8 protein-coding genes and 2 pseudogenes are annotated in these 18,239 nt (G+C 70.7%); 5 read left to right on the top strand and 5 right to left on the bottom strand.

Annotated elements, in window-relative coordinates; translation table 11 throughout:
• Positions 1-15 precede the first annotated feature (15 nt).
• Together ABD793_RS17025 and ABD793_RS17020 are read left to right on the top strand one after the other, a co-directional pair.
• Positions 16-507 (top strand): annotated as a pseudogene (locus ABD793_RS17025) (transposase); the annotation flags it as partial.
• A gap of 44 nt (positions 508-551) precedes the next feature.
• A complete protein-coding gene (locus ABD793_RS17020) occupies positions 552-1,175 on the top strand; it encodes a YdcF family protein (protein WP_344860947.1) in 624 nt (207 codons plus the stop codon).
• Between the two features lie 87 nt (positions 1,176-1,262).
• Here ABD793_RS17020 and ABD793_RS17015 read toward each other — a convergent pair whose 3' ends face one another.
• Entirely contained in the window at positions 1,263-1,604 is a 342-nt protein-coding gene (locus ABD793_RS17015; RefSeq protein WP_344860945.1) for a hypothetical protein, read from the bottom strand.
• Between the two features lie 39 nt (positions 1,605-1,643).
• Positions 1,644-2,429: a thioesterase II family protein gene (locus ABD793_RS17010; RefSeq protein ID WP_344860942.1), complete on the bottom strand. Its 786-nt coding sequence runs from the start codon at positions 2,427-2,429 to the stop codon at positions 1,644-1,646.
• A gap of 175 nt (positions 2,430-2,604) precedes the next feature.
• Between ABD793_RS17010 and ABD793_RS17005 the strand changes: the two genes are divergently transcribed.
• Positions 2,605-5,235: a LuxR C-terminal-related transcriptional regulator gene (locus tag ABD793_RS17005; RefSeq protein WP_344860940.1), complete on the top strand. Its 2,631-nt coding sequence runs from the start codon at positions 2,605-2,607 to the stop codon at positions 5,233-5,235.
• A gap of 23 nt (positions 5,236-5,258) precedes the next feature.
• Positions 5,259-5,411: a LuxR C-terminal-related transcriptional regulator gene (locus tag ABD793_RS17000; protein WP_344860937.1), complete on the top strand. Its 153-nt coding sequence runs from the start codon at positions 5,259-5,261 to the stop codon at positions 5,409-5,411.
• A 42-nt stretch (positions 5,412-5,453) separates the two neighbouring features.
• Here the strand turns inward: ABD793_RS17000 and ABD793_RS16995 are convergent, their stop codons facing one another.
• From ABD793_RS16995 to ABD793_RS16985, 3 genes are all read right to left on the bottom strand, one after another.
• Entirely contained in the window at positions 5,454-6,413 is a 960-nt protein-coding gene (locus tag ABD793_RS16995; RefSeq protein WP_344860935.1) for an NAD-dependent epimerase/dehydratase family protein, read from the bottom strand.
• Positions 6,414-6,424: 11 nt separating this feature from the next.
• Entirely contained in the window at positions 6,425-7,717 is a 1,293-nt protein-coding gene (locus tag ABD793_RS16990; protein WP_344860933.1) for a nucleotide sugar dehydrogenase, read from the bottom strand.
• Positions 7,718-7,780: 63 nt separating this feature from the next.
• Positions 7,781-8,434 (bottom strand): PIG-L deacetylase family protein, encoded by a 654-nt coding sequence (locus ABD793_RS16985; RefSeq protein WP_344860931.1) that lies wholly within the window; start codon positions 8,432-8,434, stop codon positions 7,781-7,783.
• 278 nt (positions 8,435-8,712) lie between these two features.
• On the opposite strand from ABD793_RS16985, the pseudogene ABD793_RS16980 reads away from it, so the two are divergent.
• Positions 8,713-18,225, top strand: a pseudogene (locus tag ABD793_RS16980) (SDR family NAD(P)-dependent oxidoreductase); the annotation flags it as partial.
• Positions 18,226-18,239: the final 14 nt, after the last annotated feature.

Below are 18,239 nucleotides of genomic sequence, written 5' to 3'. Positions count from 1 at the left end.
GGTGTGGTGCAGGTGATCTCGGCGTCGCGGTCGGAGCGGATTGCCCCGTTCACGGGGCTGGAGCCGGGCCCGGTCCGCACACGCCGGATCGACGCGGTCGCGGTCATGGACAGCACACTGGCGCCGACACGGGACCACCGGTCGGCGGCACCGGCGACAAACTACCGGTACCCGGGGAACGTGCAGATCGCGGTCGACGCCGACACCCGGCTGGTGATCACCACCGGCGACGCGCATCCGGGCAACCGCAACGGCTGCACCGTCTACCGCGACTCCGGAATCGTGCAGGAACTGGCACGGCACCCGGTCATCACCGACGGCAGCGATCTGCCCGGCCGGCAGGAAGACCTCAACGCCGGCCACCACACGATCCGCGCCCGCATCGAACACGCCCCGGCGCGGATGAAGTGCTGGAAGACACCGCGCGACTACCGCCGCGCCGCCAGCACACTCGACGACACCGTCTCCGATATCGCACACCTGCACAACATCCCCCGCACCAACTGATCACCAACCCCACCAGACACGAGACATCCCTTAGGGTCGGCTGCATGCTGGAGCGGACGGGATTGGCGGCGGCCGCGGCGGTGGCAGTGCTGGTCTGGGGCGAATGGTGGAACTGGCGCCGGTCGCGCGCTGTGGTGGAGACCGGCGAAGGTGTCTCGGAGGCCGTCGTCGTGCTGGGGTATCGGAACCCCCGGCCGACGGCGAACTTCGTCAACCGCTGGCGAGTCCGTGCCGGGCTCCGCTCCGTCCGCGACGGCCGCGGCCAGGACACCCGCGTGATCTTCAGCGGAGGCGCGGACGGCGACGATGTCTCGGAGGCCCGGCTGATGGCCGGCTACGCGAGGTCGGTGCTGGGCTTCGACGGCCACGTGCTGATCGAGGACACCAGCAGGACGACCTGGGAGAACGTCACGAATGTGCTTCCGCTGCTCGAGGACGTCGACCGGATCAAGTTCGTCTCGCAGCCCGCGCACGCGTTCAAGGCCCGTGCCTACCTGCGGCGCCGTCGTCCGGATCTGGCCGGGAAGCTGGTGCCCGCGCACGACTATCGCCCCGGTGAGTGGCTGCTCCTCAAACCGCTGCTCGCGCTGCACGGAATGGTGGCGCTGCGTGGTCTCGAACCGGCCGAACGGAAGCTCCCGCTCCGGCCGGGCCGGCGCCGGTCCTGAGCTCACCCGCGCCGGGCCGGAGTTCCTGGCCACCTGTGCATCCGGGGGGACCGGCGGAGCGGCACGCCGAGCCGCGGGGCAGCCGGTTCAGTCCTCCTGGGCCATGCCCAGCGAGCAGAGCGAGCCGGCCAGTGCGATCAGGTCGTAGCGGGTGTCCTCGGGGTCGGTTTCCCACAGCGCGGAGAGCACTTCGGCGGCCTGGTCGATGTCGCCGTTGTGCTGCTTCAGCGCGATCCACATGGCGGCCGCCACCGGCTCGCATTCGATGTGGCGGCTGCTTTCGCGGCAGGTGAGTTCCAGGTGGCCGTTGGCCAGCATCCGCTGCGTGACACCGGGAGCGGTGGTGATCGCCATCATGACTGACCTCCGGGAGTTGTGGTCCTCGTCCTTGCTGAAACCAGTTTCGCCGAATCCGGTGCCCGCGGCCATGGGGTGCGCACCTGAACCCGGGATGGGGTTTCCCCACCCTCATCCGGGCGGGTTTCCCGGCCGCCATTCGGCCAGCCGGGCGGCCACCACCGCCAACACGCGCGGCAGCTGTTCGTGCAGGTAGAAGTGCCCACCGGGGAGGACTTCCACGGCTGTGGACGCCGTGCTGTGCGCGTGCCAGGCGCCCGCATCGGCCAGGCTGGTCACCGGGTCCCGATCGCCGGTGAGCACCTGGATCGGGCAGCTCGGTTCCGCGCCGGGACGGTGCCGGTAGGTCTCCACCGCGGTGTAATCGCCACGGACCGCGGGCAGCACCATGCGCAGCAGCTCGTCGTCGCCGAAAACACCGGCGTCGGTGCCGCTCAGCTCCTTCAGCGCGGCGATCAGACCCTCGTCGTCGCGTTGGTGCACGTACTCGATCCGATGCACGGAGGGGGCACGGCAGGCGGAGGCGAACAGCCCCAGCGGCGGCGTCCCCCGCACCTCCAGCCGGCGGGCGACCTCGTAACCGACGGTTGCGCCCATACTGTGGCCGAACAACGCCAGTGGCAGATCCGCCCACCGACGCAGGTCGTCGGCGATCGCGTCGGCCATCGCGCCGACGTCGTCGAAGCAGGGCTCACCGCGGCGGTCCTGCCGTCCGGGGTACTGGACGGCGACCACTTCGACGTCCGGCACGGCCTCGGCGGCGGCGCGGGAGAACGGGAAGTACGCGGTCGCCGAGCCACCGGCGTGCGGCAGGCACACCAGGCGGGCACGGGCGCCGCCGGACGGGTGGAAACGCCGGATCCACCGGCTCACGCCGGTTTCGCTCAGGACAGTCACAGTTTCAGGAGTGTTCGGACCGGGCGGGCCGGCGGCAACCCCTACCGCCGTCGCGACGCCGAGTAGCCGGTCTCACCTGTTCGAGTGACTTTAGATCGCGGTTGGCTGCACTTAGGGGTCGGCTGCCACGGTTCTTCCTGCAGAGAAGCAGGACCGTCGGGTCGAGGAGCTTGCGATGGGCGAGAACTGGGGGCAGAACCGCCGCACCGAGCCACCCGAAACCGTGGCGCTGGTCGAGGGGCTGTTGATCGAATGCGACGCGGGAACGGGTGACACGGTGCTGGTGGGCGGAGGACCTGCCAGCGGGAAGACACAACTGCAGCACCAGGCGGTGGCACGGGCGCGGGAACTGGGCGTGCTCACGCTGACCGCAGCCGGTGCGGCCGACGAACGGGAGATCGACGGAGGGGTGCTGGACCAGCTGCTGGCCAGCCCGGCACTGCCGTCCGCGGTGGCCGCCGAGTACACCAGCGCCGAGGGGGACCGGATCGCCGCGCTGTGCAACGCACTGCATCGGCTCGCCAGGCAGCGGCCGGTGCTGATCGCGGTCGACGACCTCCAGCACGTGGACGGGACTTCCGCGCGGCTGCTGCTGCGTCTGCAGCGCAGGGCGCGCTCGGCGGCGCTGCTGCTGGTGCTCACGCATCCGGACAGCTGGTACTGCGGCGACGGACTGCCGTTTGCGGCGCAGCCGCACCGGCACGTGCAGCTGACGCCGTTCACCGTGGCGGCGATCGCGGAGCTGGTCGCCGGCGACCACGAAGACGGGCTGCCGGAGGAGATCCACCGGCTCAGCGCGGGCAATCCGTTGCTGGTCAACGCACTCGTCGATGCGCACCACAGCAGCGTCGACCACGGTTCGGTGTATTCCGAGGCGGTGCAACGGCTGCTGCACCGCTACGGTTCACCGCTGCGGGAGGTCGCGACGGCGATCGCGGTGCTGGACACCGACGTGACCACCGAAGCCGTGGCCACCGTCGCCGGCGTCGATCCGCTCGATGCGGAGACCTCCACCGGCCTGCTCACCGAAACCGGTCTCGTCGACGGCGTGCGGTTCCGGCAGCAGCCGGCCGCCGCCGCAGTGGTCGGCGGGTTGCGCGGACCGGAAAAGGTCCGGTTGCACGCGCGCGCCGCCGAAGTGAAGCACGCACGGGGCCTGCCTGCTCCCGAAGTCGCGCGGCATCTCGTGGCGGCCGGTGCAGCCGAGGCGGACTGGGCGTTGCCGGCGCTCGTCGCGGCGGCGGAAGAAGTGATGCTCGGCGACGACGTCGAGTTCGCCACCCGGTGCCTGCGGCTTGCCGCGTCGGTGGCCACGGCACCGTGGGAACAGCAGAGCATCGCGCAGTTGCTGGCCAAGATCACCTGGCGGGTCAACCCGGCGGCGGCCGCGCCGCACCTGGCCACCCTGCGCGAAGCCGGGGATTCGCTGGACCAGTCGGACCGGCTCGCGCTCGTACGCCAGTCGCTGTGGTTCGGCGAGCGGGAGACGTTCGAAGCCGCGGTGGCCGGGCTCGGTGACGACCTCGAACCACTGCACCCGCGTACCGCCGCGGAGCTGACGCTCGCCGCGTATTGGCACTACGGCACCACGGTGCCGATGTCCGCCGATCCCAGCGATCCTTGGCTGCGTACCGCGGAATCCCTGGCGTCGGTCTGGCGCAACGGCGGCACCGAGGAAACGTCCGCGAGCGCCGAGCGCATCCTGCAGAACTGCCGGCTGTCCGACACGTCGCTGGAAGCACTGGCCACGGCCATCCTCGCGCTTGCCTACGACGGCCGGACCGACCGGGCCGAAGGATGGTGCACCTCGCTCGCGGAGGAAGCCGAGTACCGCGGCGCGGTGACCTGGAAGGCGGTGCTCGACGCACTGGGTGCGAGCCTGCTGTTGCGCCGGGGCGAACCGGCGGCAGCCGCGGACGCGGCGAACCGGGCGCTGGCCTTGCTCGACGGGCCGAACTGGGGCGTCGCGATCTGCTACCCGCTCGCCACACTGCTGGCCGCGCAGACTGCCGCCGGTGCGTTCAAGGCCGCGGCCGCGGTGCTGCGCCAGCCGTTGCCGGAAACGGTGTTCGACACCCTCGGCGGCGTACGGTTCCTCCGAGCCCGCGGGCAGTTCCACCTCGCGACCAATCGTGGACTGGCCGCGGTCAGCGACTTCCAGCAGTGCCAACGGTTCCTGCGTGACCGCGGGCTCGAGCTGCCGGCGGTCGCACCGTGGCGGACCGACCTCGCCGAGGCGAACCTGCGGCTGCGGAATCCGACGCTCGCGGTCGAGCTGGCCAAACAGCAGCTCGCCGAAACCGCGCCCACCGACGGGTATTCACGGGCCTCGGCGTTGCGTGTGCTCGCGTTCGCCGGGGAGGCCGCGGCTCGCCACGGACTGCTGAGCAGGGCCGCGGAAGGGTTCAAGGACTCCGGTGACCGGCTCGAACTGGCCCGCACGGTGCGGGCGATCAACCAGCTCGGCCAGCGCGCGGAACGCTCCGCGGGCCTGGTGAAACCGGTGCGGGTGCCGAGGCCGGGCGTGGCGCGTGCGGTGGTGGCACGGCCGGTGGCGGCCAGCCCCGCACCGCCGCCGCGGCCCGAGCCGGATCCGGACAGTGCGGCGGCCACCGCGTTGTCCGAGGCCGAGCTGCGGGTGGCGGAGCTGGCTGCGCACGGGCGGACCAATCGGCAGATCGCCGAAACGCTGTACATCACGGTGTCCACTGTGGAGCAGCATCTGACCAGGGTGTACCGGAAACTCGGCGTCGGCGGGCGCAGTGCGCTCGCGGGCGAGCTGGCCGGAGCCGGCAGCGGGCAGTGAAATCCGAAGAGAGGACTCCTCCGGTGGTGCTGACCGAACTCGAGCTGCGGGTCGCCGAACTCGCCGCGGCCGGCACTCCGGCCCCGGCGATCGCGGAGGCACTGGGGGTCTCCGCGAACGCCGTGGCAGTCCACTTGACGGCGATCTACCGCAAACTGGGGCCCGGACCTGGGTGAGCGGCGGGATCGGCAAGGATCCCGCCGCTCACCAGGAGACGGTCAGCTGCGGCGGTCGGCGATCACCGCGTTGATGATGTCCTCCAGCGTGCGGGTCGGGGTGAAGCCGATCTGCTGGTGAGCCCGCGAGCAGTCCGGGATGCGGCGCTGCATGTCCTCGTACCCCTCGCCGTAGGCCTGCTCGTAGGGCACCTTCGAGATGGTGCTCGACGATCCGGCCGCCGCGATCACCCGCTCGGCCAGCTGCGAGATGGTGGTCTGCTCGGTGCTGCCGAGGTTGAACACCTTGCCGTGCGCCGATTCGTCCGAGAGCAGTTCGACCAGCGCAGGCACCACGTCGTGCACGTGGCAGAAGCAGCGGGTCTGCTGGCCGTCGCCGAACACCGTGATCGGCTCACCGGCGAGCGCCTGCGTGACGAACCGCGGGATGACCATTCCGTAGCGGCCGGTCTGGCGCGGGCCGACGGTGTTGAACGGGCGCACGATCACTGTGCGCAGGCCGTGTTCCACCGCGTAGAGGTGGGCGAAGGTTTCGTCGAGCGCCTTGGCCTCGGCGTAGGACCAGCGGTTCTTCAGCGGCGAGCCGATGATCCGGTCGGCGTCCTCGGTGAGGCCGTCGGCGGTGTTCTTGCCGTAGATCTCGCTGGTGGAGGCGACCAGGATGGGCACGTCGTGGCGCAGCGCCGCGTCCAGCAGGTGCTCGGTGCCGTGCAGGTTGGTGCGCAGGCTGTCCAGCGTCTTGTCGAGAATGGTGAACACGCCGACCGCCGCGGCGAGGTGGAACACCGCGTCGATGCCCGCCATGCACGCCTCGATCGCGGACGGATCGGTGATCGAGCCGCGCACGAACCGGAAACCGGGGTGCCCGGCCACGCCCGCGAGGTTGTCCATGGTGCCGGTGCTCAGGTTGTCGAGCGCGACGACCTCGTCGCCACGCGCCAGCAGGTGCTCGGTGAGGTGGGAGCCGATGAAGCCGGCGCCGCCCGTGATGAGGTAACGCACGTTTTTTCCTCTCAGTTCGCGTACAGCGCGCGGTCGAAACGGTAGGTGGCGTCGATGACGGTGGGACAGCGGGTGATCCAGTCGTAGCTGTGTCCGGGGTGCACGGTGTGGATCAGCACGACGTCCCAGTCCCGGCCGTCCGGATCAACGACGCTGTCCAGCGAACCTCCGGTCACGCGGACGTTCGGCACCAGCGGATCGTGGTAGCCGACCTTCGCGCCCTTGGCCGCGAGCAGGTCGAGAATGTCCAATGCGGACGACGAACGCACGTCCTGCACCCCGGGCTTGTAGGTCACCCCGACCACCAGCACACGGGTACCGGACATGCCCTTGCCCTCGTGCGAGAGCGTGTTCAGCACCCGCTCCACGACCTGCTTCGGCCGCTCCGCGATCGCGTGCATGGCCTGGGTGACCAGCGGCGCGTTGCTCTGCGTGGCGCGCAGCTGCCACAGCAGGTAGTGCGGATCGCACGGGATGCAGTGCCCGCCGACGCCGGGGCCGGGGTGGAAAGCCATGAACCCGTACGGTTTGCTGGCCGCCGCGTCGATCACCTCGATCGGGTCGATCGAGAATCCGTCGCTGATCTCGGCGAACTCGTTGGCCAGCGCGATGTTCACCGCGCGGAAGGTGTTCTCGTACAGTTTGGTCATCTCCGCGGTCTCGGGGGAGCTGACGCAGTGCACGGCCGGGGTGAGCACGTTGATCACGCGTTGTGCCATCGCGGTGCACATCGGGGTCACACCGCCGAGCACGCGCGGCGTTTCGGCTTGCGTGTGCGTGTTGTTGCCGGGGTCGATCCGCTCCGGGCTGGACGCGACGAACAGGTCCCGTCCGACGGTGAAACCCTTGGCGGTCAACGGCTTCACCAGCAGCCGGTGTGCGGTGCCGACGTAGCTGGTGGAAGTGAGGATCAGGGTCTGCCCGCGGCGGGCGTGCGTGACCAGTTCCGCGCACGCGCTCTCCAGCGGGCGCAGGTCCGGCATCAGGTACTCGTCGAGGCCGGTCGGCACGCACACCAGCACCGCGTCCGCCTCGGCCATCCGCGAGGAATCCGTGGTGAGCCGGAAGTCTTCCTGGTGCACCGCCTTCTCCAGGCGGCGGTGGTCGGACTCGATCAGGTCGACCTCGCCGGTGCGGATCGCGTCCAGCCGGTTCTGCGACAGGTCGATGCCGATCACCTCGACCCCGCCCGCGTGCAGGCCGAGTGCGGTCGGCAGGCCGACGTAACCCATCCCGATCACCGCGACCGAGGTGAGTCTGGCACGTTCGACAGTGGTTTCGTATTCAGCGACAGTACTGGTCATCCCGGTTCACCCGTTTCTGGCAGGGCAGTGAAAATGGTAGCGGAAATGGTCGGAAAACAGCGTTCAGCGGACACTGCGCACGATTTCGAACGCCTCGGCCAGCCCGGCCGAGATCTGCGAGCCGCGGTATTCGGCGAGTGCGCGGACACCGCGTTCACTGCGCGGGTGCGGCCACGGTTCGAGCTCCTTGCCGTAGGCGCGCAACGCCTCGATCTTGCGCTCCAGGTGGGTTTCGTCGAGTACCTGCCAGCAGTTCGGCCGGAAGGCGACCGGCAGCCCGGAGGCCTCCCCGACGTCGGTGGCGGAGCGGATTTCGAACGTGCGGACCTCCCGCACCGGGCCCTTGCCGGGACGGCCCGCGACCCGTGCGGCGCGGCTGACCAGCGCGTGGTCGGTGCTCAGATCGCACATGCTGGTGCTGAAGACGGTGTCCGGCTCGAACTCGCGGACCTCCTGTTCGACCACCCGGTTGAGCTCGAGGTGGCTGACCGTGTCGAGCCGGTTGTCGCCGAACTCGTGTACCCGCACGCGTTCGATGCCGAGGGTTTTCGCGGCCAGTTCGATGGCCGCGGTGCGGTTGACGATCCCGGTGCCGCTCACCGAGCGCGAACCGTCGTCGTTGGTCAGGATGCAGAGCGAGACGGTGACGCCTTCGTCGGCGAGCCGGGCGATGGTGCCGCCCGCGCCGAGCGTCTCGTCGTCGCCGTGCGCTCCCACGACCAGAAGCCTGCGTGTCAACGTGTGCATACCGATCCCCAGTCCTAGTCCGCCCGATGCGAACTCCCAGCGAAAACGAGCCGATGGAATTGCTTGGAACGTCCCGGAAATCTGTCATCCGGCCGGTGGTTGCGACAACCCCTAAAGACCGTCTAAAGCGGACCTTGGCGCACCGGGCGGCGGGCGCGGCCAGGGGCGGTTAGGGGTGGGTCGCACCGGGCGCGCGCTCGTATCGTCACAGCGGTCCGGCGGGATCGACGTGGAAGGAACGAGGACACGTGGGCAACTCCGAAGACAAGCTGGTCGGTGCGCTCCGTGCGTCCCTGAAGGAGACCGAACGGCTGCGCGAGAAGAACCGCAAGCTCACCGAAGCCGCGCGCGAGCCGATCGCGATCGTCGGGATGGCCTGCCGTCTCCCCGGTGGTGCGGACACCCCCGACGGACTCTGGCAGTTGCTGCACGGCGGGGTCGACGCCATCGGCGAGTTCCCGGCCAACCGCGGCTGGGACATCGACCGGCTCTACGACCCGACCGGCGAGCGTCCCGGTTCGAGCTACGTACGCGAAGGCGGTTTCCTGTACGACGCCCTGGATTTCGACGCCGATCTGTTCGGCATCAGCCCGCGCGAGGCGCTGCTGATGGACCCGCAGCAGCGGCTGCTGCTGGAAACCTCGTGGGAGGCCTTCGAACGTGCCGGGATCGCGCCGCATTCGGTGAAGGGCACTGCGACCGGTGTGTTCGCCGGCACGATGTACCACAACTACCAGGGCAGCTACGGTTCGTCCGGGGTCATCTCGGGCAGGCTCGCCTACACCTTCGGGCTCGAAGGCCCCGCGGTCACCATCGACACCGCGTGCTCGTCCTCGCTCGTCGCGCTGCACCTGGCGGTGCAGGCACTGCGCAGCGGGGAATGCTCGCTCGCGCTCGCCGGCGGTGTTTCGGTGATGTCCAGCCCGCGCACGTTCGTGGAGTTCTCCCTCGACGGCACGCTCGCCCGTAGCGCGCGCTGCCGCACCTTCGCCGATTCCGCGGACGGCACCGGCTGGTCTGAGGGTTGCGGCATGGTGCTCGTGGAGCGGCTGTCCGACGCGCGTCGCAACGGGCACCCGGTGCTCGCCCTCGTGCGTGGCACCGCGATCAACCAGGACGGCGCCTCGAACGGTATGACCGCGCCGAACGGGCCGGCGCAGCAGCGGGTGATCCGCCAAGCGCTCGCGAACGCGCGGTTGCAGCCGGACGAGGTCGACGTGGTCGAGGCGCACGGCACCGCGACCAAGCTCGGCGACCCGATCGAAGCACACGCGCTGCTCGCCACTTACGGCCAAGACCGCGAAGAACCGCTGTGGCTGGGCTCGATCAAGTCGAACCTCGGCCACACCCAGGCCGCCTCGGGGGTGGCCGGGGTGCTGAAGCTGGTGCTGGCGCTGAACCACCGCGAACTGCCGAAAACCCTGCACGTCGACAAGCCGACCCGGCAGGTGGACTGGACTGCCGGCCGGGTCGAGCTGCTCACCGAGGCCCGGCCGTGGGAGCGGGCCGACCGGCCGCGCCGTGGGGCCGTCTCGTGCTTCGGGCTGAGCGGGACCAACGCGCACGTGATCCTCGAAGAGGCCCCGGATCCGGAGGCGATCGAGGAAGCTCCGCGGGACGGTGCCGCAGTGCCTTTCGTGCTGTCCGGCCGTACGCCACAGGCGTTGCGTGCGCAGGCGGAAGTACTGGCCGAGCACCTTGGTGCGCACCCGGACTTGCCGCTGCTCGACGTCGCCCGCACGCTCGGCGCCGCGCGTACTCACCTGGACCACCGCGCTGCCGTGGTCGGGAAGTCCGCCGAGGAGCTGCGCTCCGCGTTGACCGCGCTCGCGAATGGTGAGCCCGGCGCGGTGACCGGTTTGGCTCGTGGCGACGCAACGGTCGCGTTCCTGTTCTCCGGCCAGGGCTCGCAGCGGCTCGGGATGGGGCGCGAGCTGGCCGCGGCGTTCCCGGTGTTCGCCGAGGCGTACGCGGCTGCCTGCGCGGAACTCGACCGGCATCTCGACAGTCCGATTAGGACGGTAATTGAGCAGGACGCGGAAGCGCTTGCCCGGACTGGGAACACCCAGGCCGCGCTGTTCGCGTTCGAAGTCGCGTTGTATCGCTTGGCCGCATCGTGGGGGAGCACGCCCGATGCGTTGTGCGGGCACTCCATCGGTGAGCTCGCTGCCGCGCACTGCGCCGGGGTGTTCTCGCTCGCCGACGCGGCGAAGCTCGTCGCAGCTCGTGGCCGGTTGATGCAGGCGCTGCCCGAGGGCGGCGCGATGGTGGCGGTCGAAGGCACGCCGGAGGAAGTTGCCACGCACGATCCACAACGGACGGTCGATGTCGCCGCGGTGAACGGGCCGCGTTCGGTGGTCCTGTCGGGAGCCGAGGACGCGGTGCTCGCCGTGGCGGAGAAGTTCACCGACGCCGGTCGTCGCACGACGCGGTTGAAGGTGTCGCATGCGTTCCACTCGCGACTGATGGAGCCGATGCTCGCCGAGTTCCGCGAGGTGGCAGAGAGCATCACCTACGCACGGCCGTCGATCACGGTGGTGTCCAGTGTGACCGGTACGGAGGTCGACGAGGAACTGGCCGACCCGCAGTACTGGGTGCGGAACGTGCGTGAGCCGGTGCAGTTCGCCGACGCCGTGCGTTCGCTCGCCGCCGAGGGCGTGCGCCGGTTCCTGGAACTGGGGCCGGACGGTCCGCTCACTGCGGTGGTTCCGCAGTCCGCGGACGACGCCGTCGCCGTTCCCGCGCAGCGGCGCGATGTGCCGGAAGACGTCGCGCTGGTCACTGCGCTCGCCACGCTGCACGTCCGTGGCGTGGTTCCGGACTGGGCTGCGCACTTCGCCGCTCGCGGCGCGGGCCAGGTCGACTTGCCGACCTACCGGTTCCAGCGTCAGCGCTACTGGCTGGACGTGGAGGCGGGCGCGGGTGACGTCACCTCCATGGGCCTCGATCCGGTCGACCATCCGCTGCTCGGTGCGGCCACGCTGCTCGCGGACGCGGACGGCATCGTGCTGTCCGGCCGGGTTTCCGCGGCGACCCACCCCTGGCTCGGCGACCATCTGGTGGGCGGTGCGATCCTGTTGCCCGGCACCGCGTTCGTGGAGCTGGCGGTGCGATCCGGGGACGAGGTCGGCTGCGGCCGTGTCCGGGATCTGACGCTGCATGCGCCGCTCGTGCTGCCCGCGAAGGGTTCGGCACGGATCCAGGTGCGCATCGGCACCCCGGCCACGGACGGCACGCGGCCGATCAGTGTCCACGCACGACCCGACGATCTCGCCACCGCGGCCGGCTGGACCCGGCACGCCGACGGCACCCTCGCTCCCGCCGCGACCGGCGCGACGTTCGATCTCGCCGAATGGCCGCCCACCGGCGCCGAGGCGATCGACGTCGAGGGCATGTACGACCTGCTGGCCGACGGCGGAATGGCCTACGGGCCGGTGTTCCAAGGCCTGCGCGCGGCGTGGCAGCACGGTGCGGACGTCTACGCCGAGGTCTCACTACCCGAACAGGATCGGCTCAGTGCCGAAGCGTTCGGCCTGCACCCGGCGGCGTTCGACGCGTCGCTGCATGCCGTGGGCCTCAGCGCCGCTGCGGGCGAAGGGACCACGTTGCCGTATGCGTGGTCGGACGTCGAACTGTTCGCGACCGGGGCCGCTGCGCTCCGTGTCCACGTGCGTCCGTCCGGCGCACAGGCGGTGGAGGTGCGGCTGGCCGACACGACCGGTGCTCCGGTGGCCCGGGTGGGCAAGTTGCAGCTGCGCGGGATCAGCGACGAGCAGCTCGCCGCGGCACGTGCGGTGCCCAGCGGTTCGGACTCGCTGTTCCAGGTCGAGTGGATCCCGGCAACGCTGCCCGAAGCGGCGGGGACTGGCTACGAGGTCTACCGGGCCAAGGCGGGAAACAACGCCAGGGCCGCGAAAACCGCTGTGCACAGTGCACTCGCGACGGTGCAGGAGAAGCTTGCCGAAGAGGCCGGACCGCTGCTCGTGGTGACCGGCAGTGACCTGGCCGGCGCCGCAGTGTCCGGGTTGGTCCGCTCGGCCCAGGTCGAGAACCCGGGCCGGCTCGTGCTGGTCGAAGGTACGCCCACGGATGCCCAGCTCGCTGCGATCGCCGCGGGTGACGAGTCGGCGGTCCGAGTGTCCGGTGCCGAGGTATGGGTCCCGCGGCTGGCGCGAGCCGTGCCCGAACCCGCCGAGCCGGTCGACTGGTCGGCCGGAACCGTGCTGCTCACCGGCGGCACCGGGGCACTCGGACGGCTCGTCGCGACCCATCTCGCCCGCCAGGGCGCGCGGAAGCTGCTGCTCGTGAGCCGTCGAGGGGAGCAGGCGCCCGGTGCAGCGGAACTGGTCGAGGAGCTGGCCGGGCTCGGCGTGGAGCCGATCCTCGCCGCCTGCGATCTGACCGACCGGAAGGCGGTCGCCCGGCTGGTGAAGAAGCACCCGGTCACCGCGGTGGTGCACGCGGCGGGCGTGCTCGACGACGGCGTGCTGTCCGCACTCACCCCGGCCCGTATCGACGGCGTTTTCGACCCGAAGGCGCTCGCCGCCTGGCATTTGCACGAACTCGCCGGTGCGGTCTCCGCGTTCGTCACCTTTTCCTCGGCCGCCGGGGTGCTCGGCGCACCCGGGCAGGCGAACTACGCGGCCGCAAACGCTTTCCTCGACGCCTTGGCCGGACATCGCCGGGCCGAGGGCAAACCGGCGCACTCGCTCGCCTGGGGGATGTGGGAATCGGCGGCAGGCATGGCCGGGGACACCACCGGAAAACACGGTCTCGGCGCGTTCTCCGCGGAGGAGGGGCTGGCGCTGTTCGACGCCGCGGTCGGCTCGGCCGGTGCCGGATTCGTCCCGGTGAAGCTGGACCTGGCCGCCTGGCGGGCCGCCGGGTCCGTGCCGGATGTGCTGCGTGGCCTGCTCCCGGCGGCACGACGGACGGTGTCCGACCGCGAAGCGGGCGCGGACTCGTTGCTCGGCAAGCTGATCCGGCTGCCCGCGGACAAGCGCCCGGACTATCTGCGGGAGCTGGTGGTGCAGCACGCGGCTGCGGTGCTCGGGCACAGCTCGGCCGACGTGATCGACGCCGACCGCGCGTTCAAGGACCTCGGCTTCGACTCGTTGACCGCGGTGGAGCTGCGCAACACGCTCAACGAGGTCACCGGACTGAGCCTCACCGCGACACTGGTGTTCGACCATCCGACCGCCGGTGCTCTGGCCGCCCACCTGCACGAATCGCTGCTCGGCGACCTCGGCGACCTCGGCGAGGCGACGCCGGACGCCGGACCCGTCCTGGCCGGCACCGACGAACCCATCGCGATCGTCGGCATGGCCTGCCGCTTCCCGGGCGGCGTCGGCACACCGGAACAGCTGTGGGAGCTGGTGGCCGCCGGCCGCGACGGCATCGGCGATTTCCCGCTCGACCGGGCGTGGGACATGGACCACTGGCTGCCGCAGGTTGCGCCGGACGGTGGCACCCCGCAGGGCGGGTTCGTACCGGACGCGACCGACTTCGACGCGGCGTTCTTCGGCATCAGCCCGAACGAGGCCGTGATGATGGACCCGCAGCAGCGGATGCTCCTGGAGTCGTCGTGGGTCGCGCTGGAGAACGCCGGGGTGGATCCGGTGTCGCTGAAGGGAAGCACCACCGGGGTGTTCGTCGGCGTGATGCAGTCGGACTACGACCCCGGTGACGCGCTGGAACAGGGCGGTGGGCTCTACCGCGGTTCCGGCGCGCTCAGCAGCGTGGTTTCCGGCCGCGTCGCCTACGCGTTCGGGTTGGAAGGACCGGCCGTTTCGGTGGACACGGCGTGTTCGTCCTCGTTGGTCGCACTGCACCAGGCAACGCAGGCGCTGCGCGGCGGCGACTGCTCGCTGGCGCTGGTGGCCGGGGTTTCCGCGCTGGTCTCGCCTGCCCCGTTCGCCCAGTTCGTGGACGGTGCGGTGGCCCGCGACGGCCGGTGCAAGCCCTACTCCGCCGCGGCCGACGGGTTCGGCTGGGGCGAAGGTGTCGGCGTGCTGGTGGTCGAGCGGCTCGCGGATGCCCGCCGGAACGGACACGACGTGCTCGCGGTGGTGAAGTCCAGCGCGGTGAACGCGGACGGCGCGTCCAACGGCCTCACCGCACCCAGCGCTCCGGCGCAGGAGCGGCTGATCCGCCGGGCGCTGACCGCGGCCGGGCTCGAACCGTCCGAAGTGGATGCTGTCGAAGGGCACGGTGCGAGCACCCCGTTGGGCGACCGCATCGAAACCTCCGCGCTGCTGGCCACGTACGGCCGTGAACGACCGGCCGACCGGCCGTTGTGGCTGGGGTCGGTGAAGTCGAACATCGGGCACACCCAGGCCGCCGCGGGCGTGGCCGGGGTGATCAAGATGGTGCAGGCACTGCAGAACGGCGTGCTTCCGCCGACCCTGCACGTCACCGAGCCGACCCGAGAGGTCGACTGGGCAGCCGGAACCGTGCGCCTGCTGGACGAGACCCGCAACTGGCCGGAGGTGGCCCGGCCGCGCCGTGCCGCCGTGTCGGCCTTCGGCTACAGCGGTACCAACGCGCACGTGATCCTGGAGCAGGCACCCGCGGCGGAGCCGGCCGAGGTCGCCGAACGCGCCGACCCCGGCGGCGTGCTGCCACCGCTGGTGCTGTCCGCGCGAACCGCCGCGGCACTACCGGACCAGGCCACGGCATTGCTGGCGCATCTGGACCGGAACCCGTCGCTGACTGCGCTCGAGCTGGTTCACGCACAGGCGAACCGGCGCCCGCTCTTCCAGCATCGCGCCGCAGTGCTCGGTTCGGACCTTGCGCAGCTGCGGGCCGCACTGACCGATCTGTCCACTTCGGACGAAGTGGTGACCGGCCGTGCCCGCTCCGGCGGCCGTACCGCCTACCTCCTGCCGGGCCAGGGAGTTCAGCACGCCGGCATGGGTGCGCAGCTGTACGACGCCTTCCCGGTGTTTGCGCACGAACTGGACCGGATCTCCGGGAAGTTCGATCCGCATCTAGGGCACTCGCTGCGGGCGGTGATGTTCGCCGAGGACGGATCGGTCGACGCGCAGCTACTGGACCGCACGCAGTTCAGCCAGGCCGCGGTGTTCGCGTTCGCGGTGGCGCTGTACCGGTTGCTGGAGTCATGGGGACAACGTCCGGACGTGCTGATCGGACACTCGGTCGGCGAGATCGCGGCCGCGCATCTGGCCGGAGTGTTCACTTTGGACGATGCGGTCAAGCTCGTCGCACATCGGGGTCAGCTGATGGCCGAGACCCGGCCGGGCGCGGTCGTCGCGGTCGAGGCGAGCGCCGAGGAGGTGCGGCCGCTGCTCACCGATGGAGCCGCGCTGGCTGCGGTCAACGGACCGAAGTCCGTGGTGGTCTCCGGCGCCGAACCGGACGTGCTGACGGTGGCGGAGCACTTCACGGAGCTCGGCCGCCGCAGCACCCGGCTCGCGATCGACTGTGCGGTGCATTCCCCGCTCCTTGACGAGATCCTCGAAGAGCTGGAAGAGATCGCGGAGGAACTCGCCTACGACAAGCCGGTCATCGAAGTGGTGTCCACGGTCACCGGCGAAACCGTGACCGACGAGTTGCGCGATCCTGCGCACTGGGTCGCGAACTGCCGCGGCACAGTCCGCTTCGCCGACGCCGTACCGGTCGCGAACGCCACCAGGTTCGTTGAGCTGGGCACCGACGGAGTGCTCACCGCGGCGGCGCAAGCCGCACTGAACGGAACCGAGGACGTCACCTTCGTGCCGGTGCTGCGAAAGAACCGTCCCGAAGTCGCTGCGGTATTGCTGGCTGCCGGTCAGCTGCACGTGTGCGGAGCCGGGCTGGACGTGGCGAAGATGTTCTCCGGCCGCGTTCCGGCGGCAGTTTCCCTTCCGCCGTACGCGTTCCACCGCTCGCGGTACTGGCCGACGGTCGATATGGAAGCCCGTCGGGAGACCGGCGACATCGCGTTGGCGGGTTCGCCGATGACGGTGGCCGGATCGTCCACTGTGGTCCTCACCGGATCGCTCTCGCGGTCCACCTGGCCCAGCGGGGACACCTTCCCGACGGCCGGTTTCGTCGAATTGGCCGTGCGCGCCGGGGACGAGGTCGGCTGCGGCAGGCTCGAACGGCTGGCCACCGAGGTGCCGATCGCCGTCGGCGACACCGCGACCCAGCTCCAGGTCGTCGTCGGGGAGCCGGACGGCGAGGGCCGTCGTCCGGTCACCGTCCACTCGCGATCCGGCCAGGGCTGGCTGCGTCACGCGGAAGGCATTCTGGCCGAGGATGACGATGCCGAGCCGCAACCGTTGACGCAATGGCCACCCACCGACGGCTCGGCCTACGCCGAGGTGGAGCTGGCTCCGGAGGATCGGGCCGACCGGTTCGGCCTGCACCCGGCTGCGCTCGCCGCGGTACTGTCCACAGTGGGCGGAACCCCGGTGGAATGGCAGGACTTCCGGCTTTTCGCCACCGGTGCGGCACGCCTGCGCGCCAAGCTGACCCGGATCGCGGATGATGCGGTGTCGCTGTTGCTCACGGACTTCTCCGGACGCCCGGTGGCCGCTGCGGCTTCGGTGGTGCTGGGTCAAGTCGAGTCCGCGGTGGCGGAAGCCGCGCAGCGGGCCACGTCGGTGAAGAAGCGGCGCGCCGTGGTCGACACGCCGGTGCCGGAACTGGAACTGACCGAGAAGGGGCTGCGCACGTTCGTGCTCGAGCAGGCGGCCGGACTGCTCGGATACGCGGACACCGACGCACTCGATCCCGACGCGCACTTCCTCGAAGCAGGGTTCGATTCGCTCACCGCGGTCGAGCTGCGCAACCGGATCGCGAGCGCGGCGAAGGTCACGCTGCCGGCGTCGGTGGTGTTCGACCATCGCACTCCGGCCGGTCTTGCCGCGCATCTGCTCGACGTGCTCACCGGTACTGCCACTGCGGCGGAAGGAGATCCGTTGCGGCAGATGTTCTTCGAGGCGGTCCGCGGTGGCCGGGTCGAAGACGGCATCGCCCTGCTGGCGGCTGCGGCCAACCTGCGCCCGAAGTTCACCGGCACGGCCGACCTCGGCGAGGAACCCCGCGCACTCGAACTCGCCGATGGCCCGGCCGCACCTCGGCTGCTGGCGGTACCCCCGCCCGCGGCAATGGGCGGCGCGTACCAGTACGCGAAGTTGGCGGCACGATTCCGCGGCACCCGCGGGTTCTCTGTGCTGCCGACACCGGGATTCCTTACCGGAGAACAGGTTCCTGCCGACGTGGAGGCCATCCTGGACGTGCTCGCCGCGAGCGTGCGGCCGGCCGCAGGCGGCGAACCGTACGCACTGGTCGGCTACTCGTCCGGCGGTGTGCTGGCCTACACCCTGGCCGCCCGGCTGGAGGAGTCCGGTCCGGCGCCTGCCGCGGTCGTCCTGCTGGACAGCTACGCGATGGACGGCGGCGGCGAGCAGACCGCGGACACCGTCGCGGACATGGCCGCGGGCATGCTCGAACGGGAGGAGCAGTACGGCCCGTTCGACCGGGACAAGCTCACCGCGATGGCGCACTACCTCGGCCTGCTCGACGGACTGGACCTGCCCGTGGTGTCCGCGCCGACGGTGCTGCTGCAGCCGGAGCACCGGTTCACCACGGCCGGCGACGACCCGGCACGGGCGAGCGACGATCCGGCGAGCTGGCGTACGACCTGGCACCGCGCGGACACTGTGGTGACCGTGCCCGGGGACCACTTCAGCCTGGTCGACGCGGACGCCGAAACCACCGCGAAAGCCGTGCACACCTGGCTGGACACCCGCTGACCGCGCGATCGCGG

The organism is Amycolatopsis ultiminotia (assembly GCF_039536925.1).
Classification (GTDB): domain Bacteria; phylum Actinomycetota; class Actinomycetes; order Mycobacteriales; family Pseudonocardiaceae; genus Amycolatopsis; species Amycolatopsis ultiminotia.
This window is presented reverse-complemented; position numbering and strand designations above follow the sequence as displayed.

What these genes read in the sequence shown, in the direction of transcription:
- ABD793_RS17015 (WP_344860945.1), bottom strand. Translation starts at nt 1,604, where the DNA reads ATGGCCGCGGGCACCGGATTCGGCGAAACTGGTTTCAGCAAGGACGAG.
- ABD793_RS17005 (WP_344860940.1), top strand. Translation starts at nt 2,605, where the DNA reads ATGGGCGAGAACTGGGGGCAGAACCGCCGCACCGAGCCACCCGAAACC.
- ABD793_RS16990 (WP_344860933.1), bottom strand. Translation starts at nt 7,717, where the DNA reads ATGACCAGTACTGTCGCTGAATACGAAACCACTGTCGAACGTGCCAGA.
- ABD793_RS17020 (WP_344860947.1), top strand. Translation starts at nt 552, where the DNA reads ATGCTGGAGCGGACGGGATTGGCGGCGGCCGCGGCGGTGGCAGTGCTG.